12 protein-coding genes are annotated in these 15,333 nt (G+C 63.6%); 3 read left to right on the top strand and 9 right to left on the bottom strand.

The window, feature by feature from the left end:
- Positions 1–87: 87 nt before the first annotated feature.
- Positions 88–1,005, bottom strand: coding sequence for a transcriptional regulator MetR (metR, locus tag LT40_RS01175; protein ID WP_043193202.1), 918 nt, complete (start codon positions 1,003–1,005; stop codon positions 88–90).
- A gap of 106 nt (positions 1,006–1,111) precedes the next feature.
- Here metR and metE point away from each other — a divergent pair, with 106 nt between their 5' ends.
- Entirely contained in the window at positions 1,112–3,421 is a 2,310-nt protein-coding gene (gene metE / locus LT40_RS01180) for a 5-methyltetrahydropteroyltriglutamate--homocysteine S-methyltransferase (RefSeq protein WP_043185405.1), read from the top strand.
- A 118-nt stretch (positions 3,422–3,539) separates the two neighbouring features.
- Positions 3,540–4,532 (top strand): alpha/beta fold hydrolase, encoded by a 993-nt coding sequence (locus LT40_RS01185; protein WP_043185408.1) that lies wholly within the window; start codon positions 3,540–3,542, stop codon positions 4,530–4,532.
- Between the two features lie 126 nt (positions 4,533–4,658).
- Here LT40_RS01185 and aauR read toward each other — a convergent pair whose 3' ends face one another.
- From aauR to LT40_RS01225, 8 genes are all read right to left on the bottom strand, one after another.
- Positions 4,659–5,978, bottom strand: a complete 1,320-nt coding sequence (aauR, locus tag LT40_RS01190; RefSeq protein WP_043185410.1) for a two-component response regulator AauR — start codon at positions 5,976–5,978, stop codon at positions 4,659–4,661.
- On the bottom strand, positions 5,975–7,864 hold the full coding sequence (gene aauS / locus LT40_RS01195) for a two-component sensor histidine kinase AauS (RefSeq protein ID WP_043185414.1): 1,890 nt from the start codon (positions 7,862–7,864) through the stop codon (positions 5,975–5,977). Before aauS ends, aauR begins: the two co-directional genes overlap by 4 nt.
- 63 nt (positions 7,865–7,927) lie before the next feature.
- Positions 7,928–8,662 (bottom strand): amino acid ABC transporter ATP-binding protein, encoded by a 735-nt coding sequence (locus tag LT40_RS01200; RefSeq protein WP_043185416.1) that lies wholly within the window; start codon positions 8,660–8,662, stop codon positions 7,928–7,930.
- Positions 8,659–9,327: an amino acid ABC transporter permease gene (locus LT40_RS01205; protein WP_043185418.1), complete on the bottom strand. Its 669-nt coding sequence runs from the start codon at positions 9,325–9,327 to the stop codon at positions 8,659–8,661. The genes LT40_RS01200 and LT40_RS01205 overlap by 4 nt, the downstream gene beginning before the upstream one ends.
- A complete protein-coding gene (locus LT40_RS01210; RefSeq protein ID WP_043185424.1) occupies positions 9,324–10,070 on the bottom strand; it encodes an amino acid ABC transporter permease in 747 nt (248 codons plus the stop codon). The genes LT40_RS01205 and LT40_RS01210 overlap by 4 nt, the downstream gene beginning before the upstream one ends.
- A gap of 84 nt (positions 10,071–10,154) precedes the next feature.
- Positions 10,155–11,069, bottom strand: coding sequence for a glutamate/aspartate ABC transporter substrate-binding protein (locus tag LT40_RS01215; RefSeq protein ID WP_043185427.1), 915 nt, complete (start codon positions 11,067–11,069; stop codon positions 10,155–10,157).
- Between the two features lie 402 nt (positions 11,070–11,471).
- Positions 11,472–12,746, bottom strand: coding sequence for a glucarate dehydratase family protein (locus tag LT40_RS01220; protein WP_043185429.1), 1,275 nt, complete (start codon positions 12,744–12,746; stop codon positions 11,472–11,474).
- Positions 12,747–12,807: 61 nt separating this feature from the next.
- A complete protein-coding gene (locus LT40_RS01225) occupies positions 12,808–14,112 on the bottom strand; it encodes an MFS transporter (RefSeq protein ID WP_043193203.1) in 1,305 nt (434 codons plus the stop codon).
- Positions 14,113–14,249: 137 nt separating this feature from the next.
- On the opposite strand from LT40_RS01225, the gene LT40_RS01230 reads away from it, so the two are divergent.
- Positions 14,250–15,161, top strand: coding sequence for a LysR family transcriptional regulator (locus LT40_RS01230; RefSeq protein WP_043185432.1), 912 nt, complete (start codon positions 14,250–14,252; stop codon positions 15,159–15,161).
- Positions 15,162–15,333: the final 172 nt, after the last annotated feature.

A 15,333-nucleotide genomic window follows, 5' to 3' on the forward strand; every position in this document is an offset into this window, starting at 1 on the left:
GCATTACGAACCGTCTGCGAGGGGGCAGGGCGCTACTTAGATAGCGTTTTCGGCCAGCGTTGCGCCTGCCGGACTCAACTGCCGGACTCACCGCACTGCGCTGACGCCGTCCAGGGTGGAGAACGAGGTGTCCTTGGCCGTGAGAAGAAAGTCGCGCATGTACGGCGCATCGAGCATGTCGGTGCGCACCGCCGCATACAGCGTGGCGAACAGGCCCTTGTCGCCCAGGCGCTTGGCCTTCACATAGCCGCGCGAACTGTATTCGTGCAGCGCCCAGTGGGGCATGCCGCAGACGCCCCGACCGCTGGCCACCAGTTGCATCATCATCACCGTCAGCTCGGACGTGCGCACCTGCGCCGGCTCGATGTCGGCGGGCTCGAGGAAACGCGTGAAGATGTCCAGACGATCACGTTCCACCGGGTAGGTGATCAGTGTTTCGCTGGCCAGGTCTTCCGGCACGATAAACGGCTTGCCCGCCAGCGCATGCTGGTTGGCCACCGCCAGCATGGCTTCGTAGGTGAACAGCGGCACGTAGGTGATGCCTGGCAGCTCCAGGGGGTCGGAGGTCACCACCAGGTCCAGGTCGCCGCGGGCCAGGGCGGGCAATGGCGCGAAGGCGAAGCCGGAGGCCAGGTCCAGTTCCACTTCCGGCCAGGCATCGCGGAATTGGTCGATGGTCGGCATCAGCCACTGAAAGCAACTGTGGCATTCGATGGCCATGTGCAGCCTGCCCGCCGTGCCACCGGCCAAACGGGCAATGTCACGCTCGGCGCCGCGCAGCAGCGGCAACGTGGCATCGGCCAGTTGCAGCAGGCGTAGCCCGGCGCTGGTGAAGCGGATGGGTTTGGTCTTGCGTACGAACAGCTGCAGGCCCAGGCGCTCCTCCAGTTCCTTGAACTGGTGGGACAGCGCCGACTGGGTCAGGTGCAGGCGCTCGGCGGCTTCCACCAGGCTGTCGGCTTCGCGCAGGGCGTGCAGGGTTTTCAGGTGGCGGATCTCGAGCACCTTGGTCTCCATGAGTAGAACTTGTGATCAACACGAGAAGATTGAGTTTGTCTCATGTTGCCCTGGTTGTCGACAATGGCGCCATTACTTACAAGGAGCTGCACCCATGGCACTGGCCCACACCCTCGGCTTTCCTCGCATCGGCGCCGACCGCGAACTGAAGAAGGCGCTCGAAGCGTATTGGAAAGGCGACATCGACCAGGCCGCGCTGCGCCAGACCGGCCGCGAGCTGCGTGCCTGCCACTGGCAGTTGCAAGCGCAGGCTGGCATCGAGCTGCTGCCGGTGGGCGACTTCGCCTGGTATGACCAGATGCTGGCCCATTCGGCCGCGTTCGGCGTAGTGCCCAGCCGCTTCGCAGGTGCCTTGGGCGCCGACGGCAGGCCTACGCTCGATACGCTGTTCGCCATGGCGCGTGGCGCCGGAGCCTGTTGCGGCGGTGCAGCGGGCGAGACCCGACATGCTCTGGAACTGACCAAGTGGTTCGATACCAACTACCACTACCTGGTGCCCGAATTCAGCGCTGACCAGCGTTTCGTGCTCAGTTGGGAGCAGCTGTTCGAAGAGGTCGACGAAGCCATCGCGCTTGGCCACAAGGTCAAGCCGGTGCTGATCGGGCCGCTGACCTACCTGTGGCTGGGCAAGGCCAAGGGCGCAGCCTTCGACAAGCTCGACCTGCTCGAACGACTGCTGCCGGTGTACGGTGAAATCCTTTCGCGCCTGGCCCGGCAAGGGGTGGAGTGGGTGCAGATCGACGAACCGATCCTGGGCCTGGATTTGCCCCAAGACTGGAAGAATGCGTTCGAGCGCGCCTACCACATTCTCCAGTACTCACCGCTCAAGAAGCTGCTGGCGACCTACTTCGCCAGCCTGGACGACAACCTCGGCCTGGCCGCAGGCCTGCCGGTGGACGGCCTGCACGTGGACCTGGTGCGTGCCCCCGAGCAACTGCCGGCAGTGCTCGACCGCCTGCCCAGCTACAAGGTTCTCTCGCTGGGCGTGGTCAACGGCCGCAACGTCTGGCGCTGTGACCTGGAGGCTGCATTGGAGCAGTTGCAGCAGGCCCGCGCGCGCTTCGGCGCCAACCTGTGGGTGGCCAGTTCCTGTTCGTTGCTGCACAGCCCGGTCGATGTGCGCCGTGAAGACCGCCTCGATGCCGAACTCAAGAGTTGGCTGGCCTTCGCCGTGCAGAAGTGCGAAGAAATCGCCGTGCTTGCCCAGGCGCTGAACACGCCCGATGCGCCCCAGGTGCGCCAGGCGCTGGCGCAAAGTCAGGCGGTGCAAGCCAGCCGCGAACGCTCACCGCGTATTCACAAGCCCGCCGTGCAAGCGCGGCTGGCCGCAGTGTTGCCGGCCGATTGCCAACGTTCGTCGACCTTCGCCACGCGCAGCGAAGTGCAGCGCGCTCAGTTGCGTTTGCCGGCATTTCCCACGACTACCATCGGCTCGTTCCCGCAGACCGCGTCGATCCGGCTGGCCCGGCAGGCTTACAAGGCCGGCAAGCTCTCGGCCAATGATTACACCGATGCGATGCATGTGGAGATTCGCCATGCGATCCAGGTCCAGGAGCGCTTGGGGCTGGATGTACTGGTGCATGGCGAGGCCGAACGCAACGACATGGTCGAGTACTTTGCCGAGCAGTTGGATGGCTATCTGATCACGCGTTTCGGCTGGGTACAAAGCTATGGTTCGCGCTGCGTCAAACCGGCAGTCATCTACGGCGACATCAGCCGTGAGCGCGCCATGACCGTGGACTGGATCACCTATGCCCAGCGGCAGACTGGCAAATGGGTCAAGGGCATGCTGACCGGCCCTGTCACGTTGTTGATGTGGTCGTTCGCCCGCGAGGACTTACCCCGGGAAGTGCAGGCCCGGCAGTTGGCCCTGGCGGTGCGCGACGAAGTGCAGGACCTGGAGCGCGCGGGTATTCGCATCATCCAGATCGACGAAGCAGCGTTTCGCGAGGGCCTGCCGCTGCGCCGGGCACAGTGGCCAGCCTACCTGGAATGGGCGGTGCAGGCGTTCAGGCTGTGCGCCAGTGGCGTGGCCGATGCCACGCAGATTCATACGCACATGTGCTACAGCGAATTCAACGACGTGATCGAGGCCATCGCCGCCATGGACGCGGATGTCATCACCATCGAGACCTCCCGTTCGGACATGGAGCTGTTGCAGGCCTTCGAGGCTTTCGAGTACCCGAACGACATCGGTCCGGGGGTGTACGACATCCATTCACCGCGGGTCCCGGACACCGAACAGATGCTGCGCTTGCTGACCCTGGCGGCAGCGCGCATCCCGGTCGAACGGTTGTGGGTCAACCCCGACTGTGGGCTCAAGACCCGTGCCTGGCCTGAAACCGAGGCGGCGCTGGTCAACATGGTGGCAGCCGCGCGCCAGGCCCGGCAGCGGCTGGCCTGACACTGAACCAAGGACCGTACAGCGGAGTTCATCAAACGGTCACAGAAGTGTGGCAGCGCGCTGTACGAAAAGTCATCAGACTTGCGCCTCAATGGGGTTCTGCGTTCTGGTGTAAGTCATGCGTCTATTGGTGTTCCTGGCCGCGCTGCTGTGCGGTCAGTGGGTTTTTGCAGCTGCGCGCTGCGATGTCGATGTTCCGCTTCAACACGCTCAACTGGCTCAGGTCAGCCTGGCCTATCAAAGTATCGGACGCACCCAGGACCCAGCACTGCTGCTGGTAATGGGGCTGGGTGGCCAGTTGATCGATTGGCCCGACGAAGTGGTCAGCGCTCTGTGCGAGCAGGGTTTTCGGGTGATTCGCTACGACAATCGCGATGTCGGCCTGTCGACCTGGTCGCAGCCGCCGCCGGCGGTTAACCTGACCATCGAGGTGCTGCGCTACAAGCTGGGTTTTGCCGTATCGGCGCCCTACAGCCTGACCGACATGGCCGACGATGCGTTGGGCTTGATGGACACGCTGCAGGTGCAGCGCTTCCATGTGCTGGGTGCGAGCATGGGCGGGATGATTGCTCAGCACCTGGCCGATCGTGCGCCCCAGCGGGTTCAGAGCCTGACGCTGATCATGTCCAGCTCCGGTGCACCGGGCTTGCCCGAGCCGCGTCCAGCGTTGCTTCAGCTGCTGGCCAAGCGCAGCGCGCCGAGCCGGGAGTTGGCGCTGCAGCAGCAGGCTGACTTGCTGGCAGCGTTGGGGAGCCCGCAGGTCGCCGACGATCGCGCCGAGTTGCTGCACCAGGCGCAGGTGTCCTACGACCGTGCGTTCAATCCGCAAGGGGGGCAGCGGCAGATCCTGGCGATCCTGGCCGAGCCCAGCCGGGTGGCCTTGCTCAACCGCCTGCGGGTGCCGACGCTGGTGGTGCATGGCACGGCCGATCCGCTGCTGCCGGTGATGCATGGGGTGCATCTGGCGGCGCATATCAAGGGCAGCCAGTTGCGGCTGATACCGGGGTTGGCGCATCGCTTCCAGGAGGCCTTCAAGGCGCCGCTGTTGGGGGCGGTACTGCCGTACCTGGCGCAGCAGCGGCAGCGGGAAGGGGTGTTGGCGGGGTTGTAACGGGTTTTGGGGTGTCAGGTAGGGCCTCTTCGCGGGCAGAGACCCGCTCCCACAAGTAAAGGCTCACTAGGTCTCTGTGGGAGCGGGTCTCTGCCCGCGAAGAGGCCCGCAAGCCAACCCCATATATCAGTTCAATCCGTACTTCTTGACCTTGTCGAACAGGGTGGTCTTGGCCATACCCAGCTCCTGGCTGGCCTGGCTGAGGTTGCCCGCGGTTCGCTGCAGAGCCTCGGTCAGCAAGTTACGCTCGAACGCCTCCACCGCTTCGGAAAAGCCCAGGCTGACCACGCTGGCCGCATCGCTCTTCTTGAAGGCCGGTAGGCCCAACGCATAGCGCTCGGCCACGTTGCGCAGTTCGCGGACGTTGCCGGGCCAGTCGTGGCTCATCAGGCGCGACACTGTCTGCGCATCGAGTTCCGGCGGCTCGCGGTCGAAGCGCAAGGCGGCCAGCTGCAGGAAATGCTGGAACAGCTCGAGAATGTCCTCACGACGCTCGCGCAGTGGCGGCAGCTCCAGCGTGACCACGTTGAGGCGGTAATACAGATCGCTTCGGAACTGGTTCTGCCGGCTCAACGCGTCCAGATCCGACTTGGTGGCAGCGATCAGCCGGCAATCCACGGCAATGCTCTGGTTTGAACCCAAGCGCTCCAGGGTGCGCTCCTGCAGCACCCGTAGCAGCTTGATCTGCAGCGGGATTGGCATGCTTTCCACTTCGTCGAGAAACAGCGTGCCCTGGTCGGCGTGTTCGATCTTGCCGATGCGGCGCTTGCCGGCGCCGGTGAAGGCATTGGCCTCGTGACCGAAAATCTCGCTTTCGAACAACTGTTCCGGCAGCCCACCGCAGTTGAGCGCCACGAACGGTTGCGGTTGGCGCCGGCTGAAGTCATGCAGGCAGCGGGCGACCAATTCCTTGCCGGTGCCGGTTTCGCCTTCGATCAGCACGTTGGCCGAGGTGTCGGCAACATTGGCGATCAGCTCGCGCAGGTTCTGCATGGCCGGCGAGCGACCGATGATGCGACCTTCCAGGGAACTGCGCTCGGCCAGTTGCCGACGCAACGAGCTGACCTCGCGGGCCAGGCCGCGCTGCTCCAGCGCGCGGCGGACCACGTCCACCAGGCGTTCGGGCGAGAAGGGCTTTTCCATGAAGTCGTAGGCGCCGCTACGCATGGCACCCACGGCCATGGAGATGTCGCCATGGCCGGTGATCAGCACCACTGGCAGGCTGGGGTCACGCGCCTTGAGTTGACTCAGCAGTTCCAGGCCGTCCATGCCGGGCAGGCGGATATCGCTGACGACGATGCCGGCGAAGTCGTCGCCGATGCACGCCAGCGCGGCCTCGGCACTGGCCACGCCCTGGCTGGGAATGTCTTCCAGCGCCAGGGCCTGCTGGCAGCCGAGCAGTACATGGGGGTCGTCTTCGACGATCAGGACGGTCAAGGCGTTCATGGCGACTCGCTGGGCGACGCTGCCGCAAGCGGCAGGCTGAGAATGAAAGTGGTGCCACCGTCGGCCGGGTGCTCGACGGCCAGGTTGCCACCGGCGGCGGCCGCCAGGCTGGCCGACAGGGTCAGGCCAAGGCCCAGGCCGTGATCGCCGGGCTTGGTGGTGAAGAACGGTTCGAACAGGTGCTTGCGGGTCTCGACATCGATGCCGTGGCCGTTGTCGCGCACGCGCAGGGCGTAGCGCTCACCCTCCATGCGGCCGTCCAGCCACAGCGTCGGTTCCGATGCGCCGGCGGTGGCATCCAGCGCGTTGCCGATCAGGTTGACCAGAATCTGCTCGAGACGGGTCTGGTCGATGGCCAGTTGCAGCTCGGCGCAGGTGCGTTGCACGCTCAGGTGGCTGGCCTCGATGCGGCTGGCCAGCACCTGCAGCGCACCGTCCAGGGCCTTGCCCAGGCTGGCCTGACCCTTGTCGTCGCCACGCCGAGCGAAGGAGCGCAGGCTGGCGGTGATACGCCCCATGCGGTCGATCAGTTCATTCATGGTGCTCAGGTTGGTGCTGGCCGTGTCCAGCGCACCGCGCTCCAGAAAGCGCACGGTGTTGCCCGACAGGGTGCGCAGCGCTGCCAGCGGCTGGTTGAGCTCGTGGGCGATGCTGGTCGACATCTGCCCGATGGCGGCCAGCTTGCCTGCCTGGACCAGCTCGTCCTGCGCCTTGCGCAGGGTTTCCTCGGCCTGGCGGCGCTCCCGAATCTGGCCCTTGAGGCGTTCGTTGCTGGCACGCAGGTCCTGGGTGCGCTCGGCGATGCGCCGTTCCAGATGGCTGTTGGCCTGTTCCAGGGCTTCACGGGCGGCCAGGCGGGTGGCCAGGACCTTGCGCCGTTCGTTCCAGGCGATCAGCAGAAATGCCAGCAAGGCAAAGGCCACGGCCACCAGCACGCCCTGGACGATGGCTTCGTGCCGCAGTTCCTGCATGGACGTCAACAGGGTGAAGCGCCAGGGCGTGTCGGCCAGGCGCCGCGACTGCGACAGGTAGGTGACGTTGATGTCCTTGCCCGGCTTGTCGGTGTGGGTGGCGAAGGTGAGCAGCTCCACGCCGTCGGCCAGGCGCTGACGGGCCAGGGGTTCGAGCTCGTTGAGCGGCCACCAGTAATACTGCAGGCTGCGCGCCAGGCGTTCCTTGATTTCCGGGGTCAGCGGGCGCACCGATTTCAACCGCCGCGCCGGATCGCTGGAAAGGATGATGATGCCGTTCTCGTCGCTGACGAAGGCCTCCAGGCGCGCTTTCTGCCAGCGTTCCTCGAGGGCCTCCAGGCGCACCTTGATCACGGCCACGCCGATCAACTTGCCGTGTTCTTCCAGGCCATGGGCGAGGAAGTAGCCTGGCTCGCCGGTGGTGCTGCCGATGCCGTAGAAACGGCCGGGCTGGCCGCGGATCGCTGCCTGGAAGTAACCGCGAAAAGACAGGTCTTCGCCGAGAAAACTGTCGGCATCGCGCCAGTTGCTGGTGGCCTGCACGCGGCCGGTGGTGTCGAGCACATAGATGGCGCGGCTGCGGCTGCGCCGGTTCAGGCCTTCCAGGTAGTCGTTGACCGCTTGGCGATGTTCGCCGTCGGGGTCGTTGAGCAGGGTCGAGACGCTGTCTTCGAGCTCCAGCAGGCTGGGCAGGTAGGTGTACTTGGTGATTTCGCTTTCGACCGCACGCGCGTGCAGTTCGAGCTGCCGCTCGCCGTTCTCGGACAGGGCACGAATACTGTTGTGCTCGCTGACCAGAAAGCCCACGTAGCCCAGGCCCAGCGTCAACAGCAGGATCAATGGCGGCAGGAACAGTTGGCGAATCAGGCGGGGCTTCACGATCAGGTCAGGCTTTGTGGCGGGCAGGCATTTCATCACAGTCGCCTTCAAGCAGCCAGCGTCCCGCGCCCGACAGTGCGGGCGCGGGACGGCCGGTCATCAGTGCTGCAGGATCTTGGCGAGGAATTGCTGGGCGCGGTCGGAGCGCGCGCTGACATCGCCGAAGAACTCTTCCTTGGGGCAGTCTTCGACGATCTGTCCCTGGTCCATGAAGATCACCCGGTTGGCAACCTTGCGCGCGAAGCCCATCTCGTGGGTCACGCACATCATGGTCATGCCTTCGTGGGCCAGTTGCACCATCACGTCGAGCACTTCGTTGACCATTTCCGGGTCGAGCGCCGAAGTCGGCTCGTCGAACAGCATGACTACCGGATCCATCGCCAGCGCACGGGCGATCGCCACACGCTGCTGCTGGCCACCGGACAGTTGGCCGGGGTGCTTGTGCGCGTGGGCCGACAAGCCGACGCGTTCGAGCAGTTGCAGGCCCTTTTTCGTGGCTTCTTCCTTGCTGCGGCCCAGCACCTTGATCTGCGCGATAGTCAGGTTTTCGGTGATGGTCAGGTGCGGAAACAGCTCGAAATGCTGGAACACCATGCCCACTCGCGAGCGCAGCTTGGGCAGGTTGGTCTTGGGGTCGGCAATGGAGGTGCCGTCGACCACGATGTCGCCCTTCTGGAAAGGCTCCAGGGCATTCACGCACTTGATCAGGGTCGACTTGCCCGAACCCGAGGGCCCGCACACCACGACCACTTCGCCTTTCTTGACCTCGGTGCTGCAATCGGTGAGCACCTGGAAGTCGCCATACCACTTGTTGATGTTCTTGATGGAGATCATACGGCTAACCTTTTTTGCAGACGCTTGACCAGAAGGGAGGCGCTGAAACTGATGACGAAGTACACCACGCCGGCGAAGATCAGGAACTCGTTGGCCCGACCGATGATGTCGCCGCTGGCACGCGCCGAGTTGAGGAAGTCCACCAGGCCGACGGTGTAGACCAGCGAGGTGTCCTGGAACAGGATGATGCTTTGCTGCAGCAGCAGCGGGGTCATCTTGCGGAACGCCTGGGGCAGGATGATCAGGCGCATGGTCTGGCCGTAGTTCATGCCCAGGGCTTGCGCGGCGCCCATCTGGCCCTTGGAAATGGACTGCACGCCGGCGCGCACGATTTCGCAGAAGTACGCCGCCTCGAACATCATGAAGGCCACCAGGCACGAGGTGAAGGCGCCCACGGGGGTGTCTTCGCCGGTGATCCAGCGCAGCACGAAGGGCACCGCCAGGTAGAACCAGGTGATCACCAGCAGCAACGGGATGGAACGGAAGTAGTTGACGTAGGCACCGGCGAAGCGCGACAGCAGCTTGTTCGACGACAGGCGCATCAGCGCCAGCACGGTGCCCAGCGCGATGCCGCCGATGACGCCCAGCACCATCAGCTGCAGGGTCATGACCATGCCGTTCCACATGCCCGGCAGGGCCGGAACGATTCCACTGAAGTCCATCATTTACCTCCCAGGGAGATCAGCCCAGGCACGGCGAGCTTGCGCTCGAACATGCGCATCAACAGCATCAGGCTCATGTTCAGGGTGAAGTAGATCAGCGTGGCCAGGGTGAACGCCTCGAACAGATTGGCCGAGAACTCCGCGGTCTGCTTGGTTTGCGCCAGCAGCTCCATCAGGCCGATCAACGAGGCCACCGACGAGTTCTTGAACACGTTGAGGAACTCGGAGGTGAGCGGCGGAATGATGATGCGGTAGGCCTGGGGCAGCAGCACGTTCCAGTAGATCTGCGACAGGCTGAAACCCATCGCCCGGGCGGCCGATTCCTGGCCGCGCGGCAGTGCCTGGATACCGGTACGCACCTGCTCGCAGACCCGTGCGGCGGTGAACAGGCCCAGGCAGACCACCACGCTCAGGAACGCCGAGGTGGTCGGATTGAGGTCCTGCTTGTACCACTCCTGCATCCCTTCGGGCAGCAGGTCGGGTACCAGGAAATACCAGATGAACAGCTGCACCAGCAGCGGCACATTGCGGAACAGCTCGACGTAGCAGGTCGCGATACCCGAGACCCAGCGGCTCGGTACGGTGCGCATGACACCCAGCACGGAGCCCAGCAGCAGGGCGATGATCCAGGCGACCACGGCAATGGCGATGGTCCAGCCCAGGCCGGAGATGTACCAATCCAGGTAGATCTCGCTGCCGACGCCAGTGGACTTGAAGAAGACGCTCCAGTCCCAGTTGTAATTCATGGGGAATACCCCTCGGAAATTGATTCACGGGCACAGGTTTTCACTCGAACGCCGGCTGGCGTTCGAGTGAAAACAGGGTGGTGCTTACGACTTCTTGTCGGGAGCCGGCTTGTCGTTGGGGTTGGCGATCAGTGCCTTGAGCTCGTCGCTCATGGGGAAGCCCAGGTTAAGGCCCTTTGGCGGGATTGGCTGGTTGAACCACTTGTCGTAGATGCCGTTGATGTCGCCGGAGGCATAGGTGGCCTTGATGGCGTCGTCGACCGCTTTCTTGAACGGCTCGTCGCCCTTGCGCACCATGCAGCCATAGATTTCATAGGACTGCGGGGTGCCAGTGACTTCCCAGTCGGTCGGCTTCTTGGCCTTGGCCATTTCGCCGGCGAGCAGGGCGTCGTCCATCATGAACGCCACAGCGCGGCCCGACTCGAGCATCTGGAACGACTCGCCGTGGTCCTTGGCCGAAACGATGTTCATGCCCATCTGCTTGTCGGCGTTCATCGACTTGAGGATGCGCTCGGAGGTGGTGCCGGCGGTGGTGACGACGTTCTTGCCTTTCAGGTCGTCGAAATCCTTGTAGGACGAATCTTTCTTGCTCAGCAGACGGGTGCCGATCTCGAAGATGCCAACGGAAAAGTCGACTTGCTGGGCGCGTTCGGCGTTGTTGGTGGTGGAGCCGCATTCCAGGTCGATGGTGCCGTTCTGCACCAGTGGGATACGGGTCTGCGAGGTCACCAGGTTGTATTTCACCTTCAGGTCGGGCATGTCGAGGTCCTTTTTCAGGGCCTCGACCACCTTGAGCTGGATGTCGTGCGAGTAGCCGACCGGCTTGCCGGACGCATCGGCGATGTACGAGAAGGGGATGGAGGCGTCACGGTGACCGAGGGTGATGGTGCCCGAATCCTTGATTTTCTTCAGGGTGCCGGTGAGTTCGGCGGCCAATGCTGGAGTACTGATCAGCGCGGCGGCAATGGCGGCGCTCAGGAGTTTTGGAACGATACGCATCATGAATCCTCGACTTTGTTTTTTTTATCGAGCCCGCAGGCCCTCGGGGTACGGCGAAGTCCGGAGGCTGGGTAAGCGCCGGTTTCGTTGAAGAGTGTAGAGCATGAGTCGTGCCAAGGCGGGGGAAGTGGCTAACAGGCAGGCTGGCTGGGGCGGCCGGGCAGAGAGTAGGGCATCAGGGTTGAGAGTCTCGTTCGGAAATCCGAATATCCAAGGGCGCCATGGACGGATTTCCGAGTCGCTGCAAGCATTCGCAGGCAGAGCGCTCGCCGCCCGCCCAGCTCCCACAGGTGAGACATAAGCATTCGCGGGCAGAGCCCGCTCCCACAGGGATAGCGGTGCCCGCGGTCCTTGTGGGAGCGGGCTCTGCCCGCGAAGAGGCTTTTAGATCAGCCCCAAAACTCAAAACCTCGGCTTCACCGCCTTCCAATCAGGCTTATACCTAGCCATCTGCCGCACGTCGTCCCGTGAACGAATCCCGCAGCGCAGGAACTGCTCGTGCAGCATGCCCAACTGGTCGCGATCCAGCTCCAGACCCAACCCAGGGGTGGTGTTGATCTTCACGCAGCCATTAACGATCGGCAGCTTGCCGCCCTTGATCACTTCTTCGTCCGGCTCTTGCCACGGATAGTGGGTATCACAGGCGTAATCCAGGTTCGGCACCGACGCCGCCACATGGGCCATGGCCATCAGGCTGATGCCCAGGTGCGAGTTCGAGTGCATGGACACGCCCAGCCCCCAGGTCTGGCACATGCTCGCCAGCACCTGGGTGTCACGCAGACCGCCCCAGTAATGGTGATCGGCGAGCACGATCTGCACACTGTTGCGCTCGACGCTGCGGCGGAATTCGGCAAAATCGGTCACCACCATGTTGGTCGCCAGGGGCAGCCCGGTGCGCTTGTGCAGCTGGGCCATGTCGTCCAGGCCGGGGCAGGGGTCCTCGTAGTACTGCAGGCTGTCTCCCAGCAACTCGGCCATCCTGATCGACGTCTCCAGCGACCAGTTGCCGTTGGGGTCGATGCGCAGGGGATGGTCGGGAAAGGCCTTCTTCAGCGCCAGAATGCAGGCCACTTCACGCTCGGGTTCCAGGGTCCCGGCCTTGAGCTTGATGCTCTTGAAACCGTACTGCTCGATCATGCGCCGGGCCTGGCCGACGATCTGCTCCTCGTTCAACGCCTCGCCCCAGTTGTCTGCAGCGTAGGGCGACTCGACGTGCTCGGCGTACTTGAAGAACAGGTAGGCGCTGAAAGGCACTTCATCGCGCACCGCACCGCCGAGCAGGTCGATCAGTGGCCGATTCAGCGACCGCGCCTGAAGATCGAGCAGCGCCACTTCGAAAGCCGAGTAGGCATTGGTAACGGCTTTGCTGGCATGGGAGCCGGGCGCCAGTTCGGCGCCGCTCACGTTGGCCGGCTTGTGCCGGGCCACCGTGCTGGCGACGATCTGGCGCAAGCCGTTCAGGTTGAACGGGTCCAGGCCCGGCAATTGGTCCTTGATGGCCATCTGGATGGCCAGGGCCGGGGCATCGCCGTAGCTTTCGCCCAGGCCGACGTAGCCGTTGTCGCTCTCCACTTCGATGATCGAGCGCAAGGCATAGGGTTCGTGGATGCCGCTGGCATTGAGCAGTGGCGGGTCGCGGAAGGCGATGGGGGTGACGGTGACACGTTTGATCTTCACAGGCGTTCTCCTCGGTATGCAGGCCCGCCGCAGCGGGCCGTTCCTTGTGGGGGCGCGGCGGTCAGTGCGCGGCGGCGGGTTGCAGTGGCTTGTCATCGGGCTTGTGCCCGCGCGGCCGGGTACGGGCGAAGAACACCACGATTGCGGCCAGCACCGAGGTGGCGGCCAGACCGTACAGGCCGCCCTGGATCGAGCCGGTCTTCTCTTCCAAAAAGCCGAACACGGTGGGCGCGACGAAGCCGCCCAGGTTGCCCACCGAATTGATCAGCGCCAGCACGGCGGCGGCGATCCGGGCGTCCAGATAGGCCTGGGGGATGGGCCAGAACAGGGCCGAGGCTGCCTTGAAACCCACCGCGGCAAAACAGATCGCGACGAAGGCGAACACCGGCCCGCCGTAGGTCGACATGAACATGCCAGCGGCTGCGATCAGCAGCGTCGTCGCCACCCATGCCTGCTGATGCTTGAAGCGCGCAGCCAGTGCGGCGAAGCCATACATGGCGGCAATCGAGATGATCCAGGGAATGGAGTTGAACAGACCCACTTCGAAGTCGGACACGTTGCCCATCTTCTTGATCATGCTCGGCAGCCAGAACGTAGCGCCGTAGATGGTCAGCGCCACCGAAAAGAAGATGAAGCAGAACACCAGGATCTGCGTGTCGGCGAGCAGCTTGAAGATCGATGGCTTGACCACGTGCTCGGCTTCGCGGGCACGCTGCTCCTCGGCGATTACCCCGCTCAGGGTCGTCTGCTCGGCAGGGGTGAGCCACTTGGCCTCATGGATGTGCGATTGCAGCCAGTAGTAGACGAACCCGCACAGCGCCACCGAGGCGCCGCCTTCGATCAGGAACATCCACTGCCAGCCATGCAGGCCCAGCCCGGTCACGCTCAGCAGGGCGCCGGTGATCGGGCCGGAGATGATCGAGGCGATCGCCGAGCCACTGAGGAAGATCGCCATGGCCTTGCCGCGTTCGCTGGCCGGCAACCACTGGGTAAAGTAGTAGAGCACGCCGGGATAGAAGCCCGCCTCGGTGACCCCGAGCAGGAAGCGCATGACGTAGAAGCTGGTTTCACCCTGGACGAACGCCATGCCCATGGCCACCAGGCCCCAGGTGAACATGATCCGGGTCAACCAGGCGCGCGCGCCGAAGCGCTGCAGAAGCATGTTGGAAGGCACTTCGAACAGCGCATAGCCGACGAAGAACAGCCCTGCACCCAAACCGTAGGCCGCCGCGCCAATGCCCAGGTCGGTTTCCATGTGGGTACGGACGAAACCGATGTTCACCCGGTCAATGTAATTGACGATGAACATCACGACGAAGAGTGGCAGCACATGCCGTTTGACCTTGGCCACCGCGCTGGCAAGCACGCTGGGGTCGATGGCACCGGATTGAACGTTCAAGGGCGACTCCGATCGTTATTTTTTTAGGAGGGCTCGATCATGAACTTGGGGTATTGTTTCAGTCCAATTCAAGTTGGCACTTGATTGATACCGAGGTTGAATCAATGTTCGAACTCAGTCAGCTCCGTTGCTTCACTACCGTGGCCACCGAGCTCAACTTTCGACGGGCCGCCGAGCGGCTCAACATGACCCAGCCGCCGCTGAGTCGGCAGATTCAGTTGCTGGAGCATCAGCTGGGCGTGGAGCTGTTCACCCGCAGCACGCGCAGCGTGGCGTTGACCGCAGCGGGACGGGCCTTTTTCGTCGAAGCGCAGAACCTGCTGGAACGCGCGCAGCAAGCCGCGCTTTCTGCGCGGCGTTTCGCCGATGGCGACATCGGCTCGGTGAACATCGCTTTCGTCGGCAGCGCGGTGTACGAATTCCTGCCCAAGGTCATCGCCGAAGCGCGGCTCAAGCAACCGCAGGTGAAAATCGACCTGTCGGAGATGAACACCTACCAGCAGCACGAGGCCTTGCGTGCCCGGCGTATCGATCTGGGCATCGCCCGCGCGCCGTTGCTCGACAGCGGTTACCTGACCGAATGCCTGGTGCGCGAGCCGTTCGTGCTGGCAACGCCGGCCACCCATCGGCTGGCCAATGCAGCCCAGGTACGTGTGCAGGATCTGGACGGCGAACCCTTCCTGATGTACTCGCACGCCGCCTATCCACCGTTCAACGAATTGCTCACCGGCATGCTGCGTTCGGCTCAGGTGACCCCGCAATACGTGCAGTGGCTGGGGTCGTCGCTGACCATCCTGGCGCTGGTCAACGCTGGCATGGGGGTGGCGTTGGTGCCGCGCTGCGCCACCAGCGTGGTCTTCAAGAATGTGGTGTTCCGCGATATCGATCTGGGGGGGGGTGTGCAGAGCGAACTGCACTTGATCTGGCGCGAGAGCAATGACAATCCGGCGTTCGCCATGCTGCTTGAGGCAATCAAGGGCGCGGCACGGGACGGCTGGGGTGGGGAAGAAAGTTGATCGAAAATTGATCAGTATCGGCAAAGCCTTGCGGGCCGTGGCTCACGGCGTGTTCTCCCAAGCTTATCCACAGGCAGGTGCACGTCGAATGTGTACAACCCATTGAAACCGCTCGTTTTTTGAGCAACGGTCGGAGACGCTTGCGGGCCGTGGTCTGCAGGGTATTGCACCC

It is taken from the genome of Pseudomonas rhizosphaerae (genome assembly GCF_000761155.1).
Classification (GTDB): Bacteria; Pseudomonadota; Gammaproteobacteria; order Pseudomonadales; family Pseudomonadaceae; genus Aquipseudomonas; species Aquipseudomonas rhizosphaerae.

Coding starts and splice junctions, on each gene's coding strand:
- aauR (WP_043185410.1), bottom strand. CDS start 5,978: ATGAACGCCTTGACCGTCCTGATCGTCGAAGACGACCCCCATGTACTG.
- aauS (WP_043185414.1), bottom strand. CDS start 7,864: ATGAAATGCCTGCCCGCCACAAAGCCTGACCTGATCGTGAAGCCCCGC.
- LT40_RS01205 (WP_043185418.1), bottom strand. CDS start 9,327: ATGATGGACTTCAGTGGAATCGTTCCGGCCCTGCCGGGCATGTGGAAC.
- LT40_RS01200 (WP_043185416.1), bottom strand. CDS start 8,662: ATGATCTCCATCAAGAACATCAACAAGTGGTATGGCGACTTCCAGGTG.
- LT40_RS01210 (WP_043185424.1), bottom strand. CDS start 10,070: ATGAATTACAACTGGGACTGGAGCGTCTTCTTCAAGTCCACTGGCGTC.
- LT40_RS01215 (WP_043185427.1), bottom strand. CDS start 11,069: ATGCGTATCGTTCCAAAACTCCTGAGCGCCGCCATTGCCGCCGCGCTG.
- LT40_RS01185 (WP_043185408.1), top strand. CDS start 3,540: ATGCGTCTATTGGTGTTCCTGGCCGCGCTGCTGTGCGGTCAGTGGGTT.
- metE (WP_043185405.1), top strand. CDS start 1,112: ATGGCACTGGCCCACACCCTCGGCTTTCCTCGCATCGGCGCCGACCGC.
- LT40_RS01230 (WP_043185432.1), top strand. CDS start 14,250: ATGTTCGAACTCAGTCAGCTCCGTTGCTTCACTACCGTGGCCACCGAG.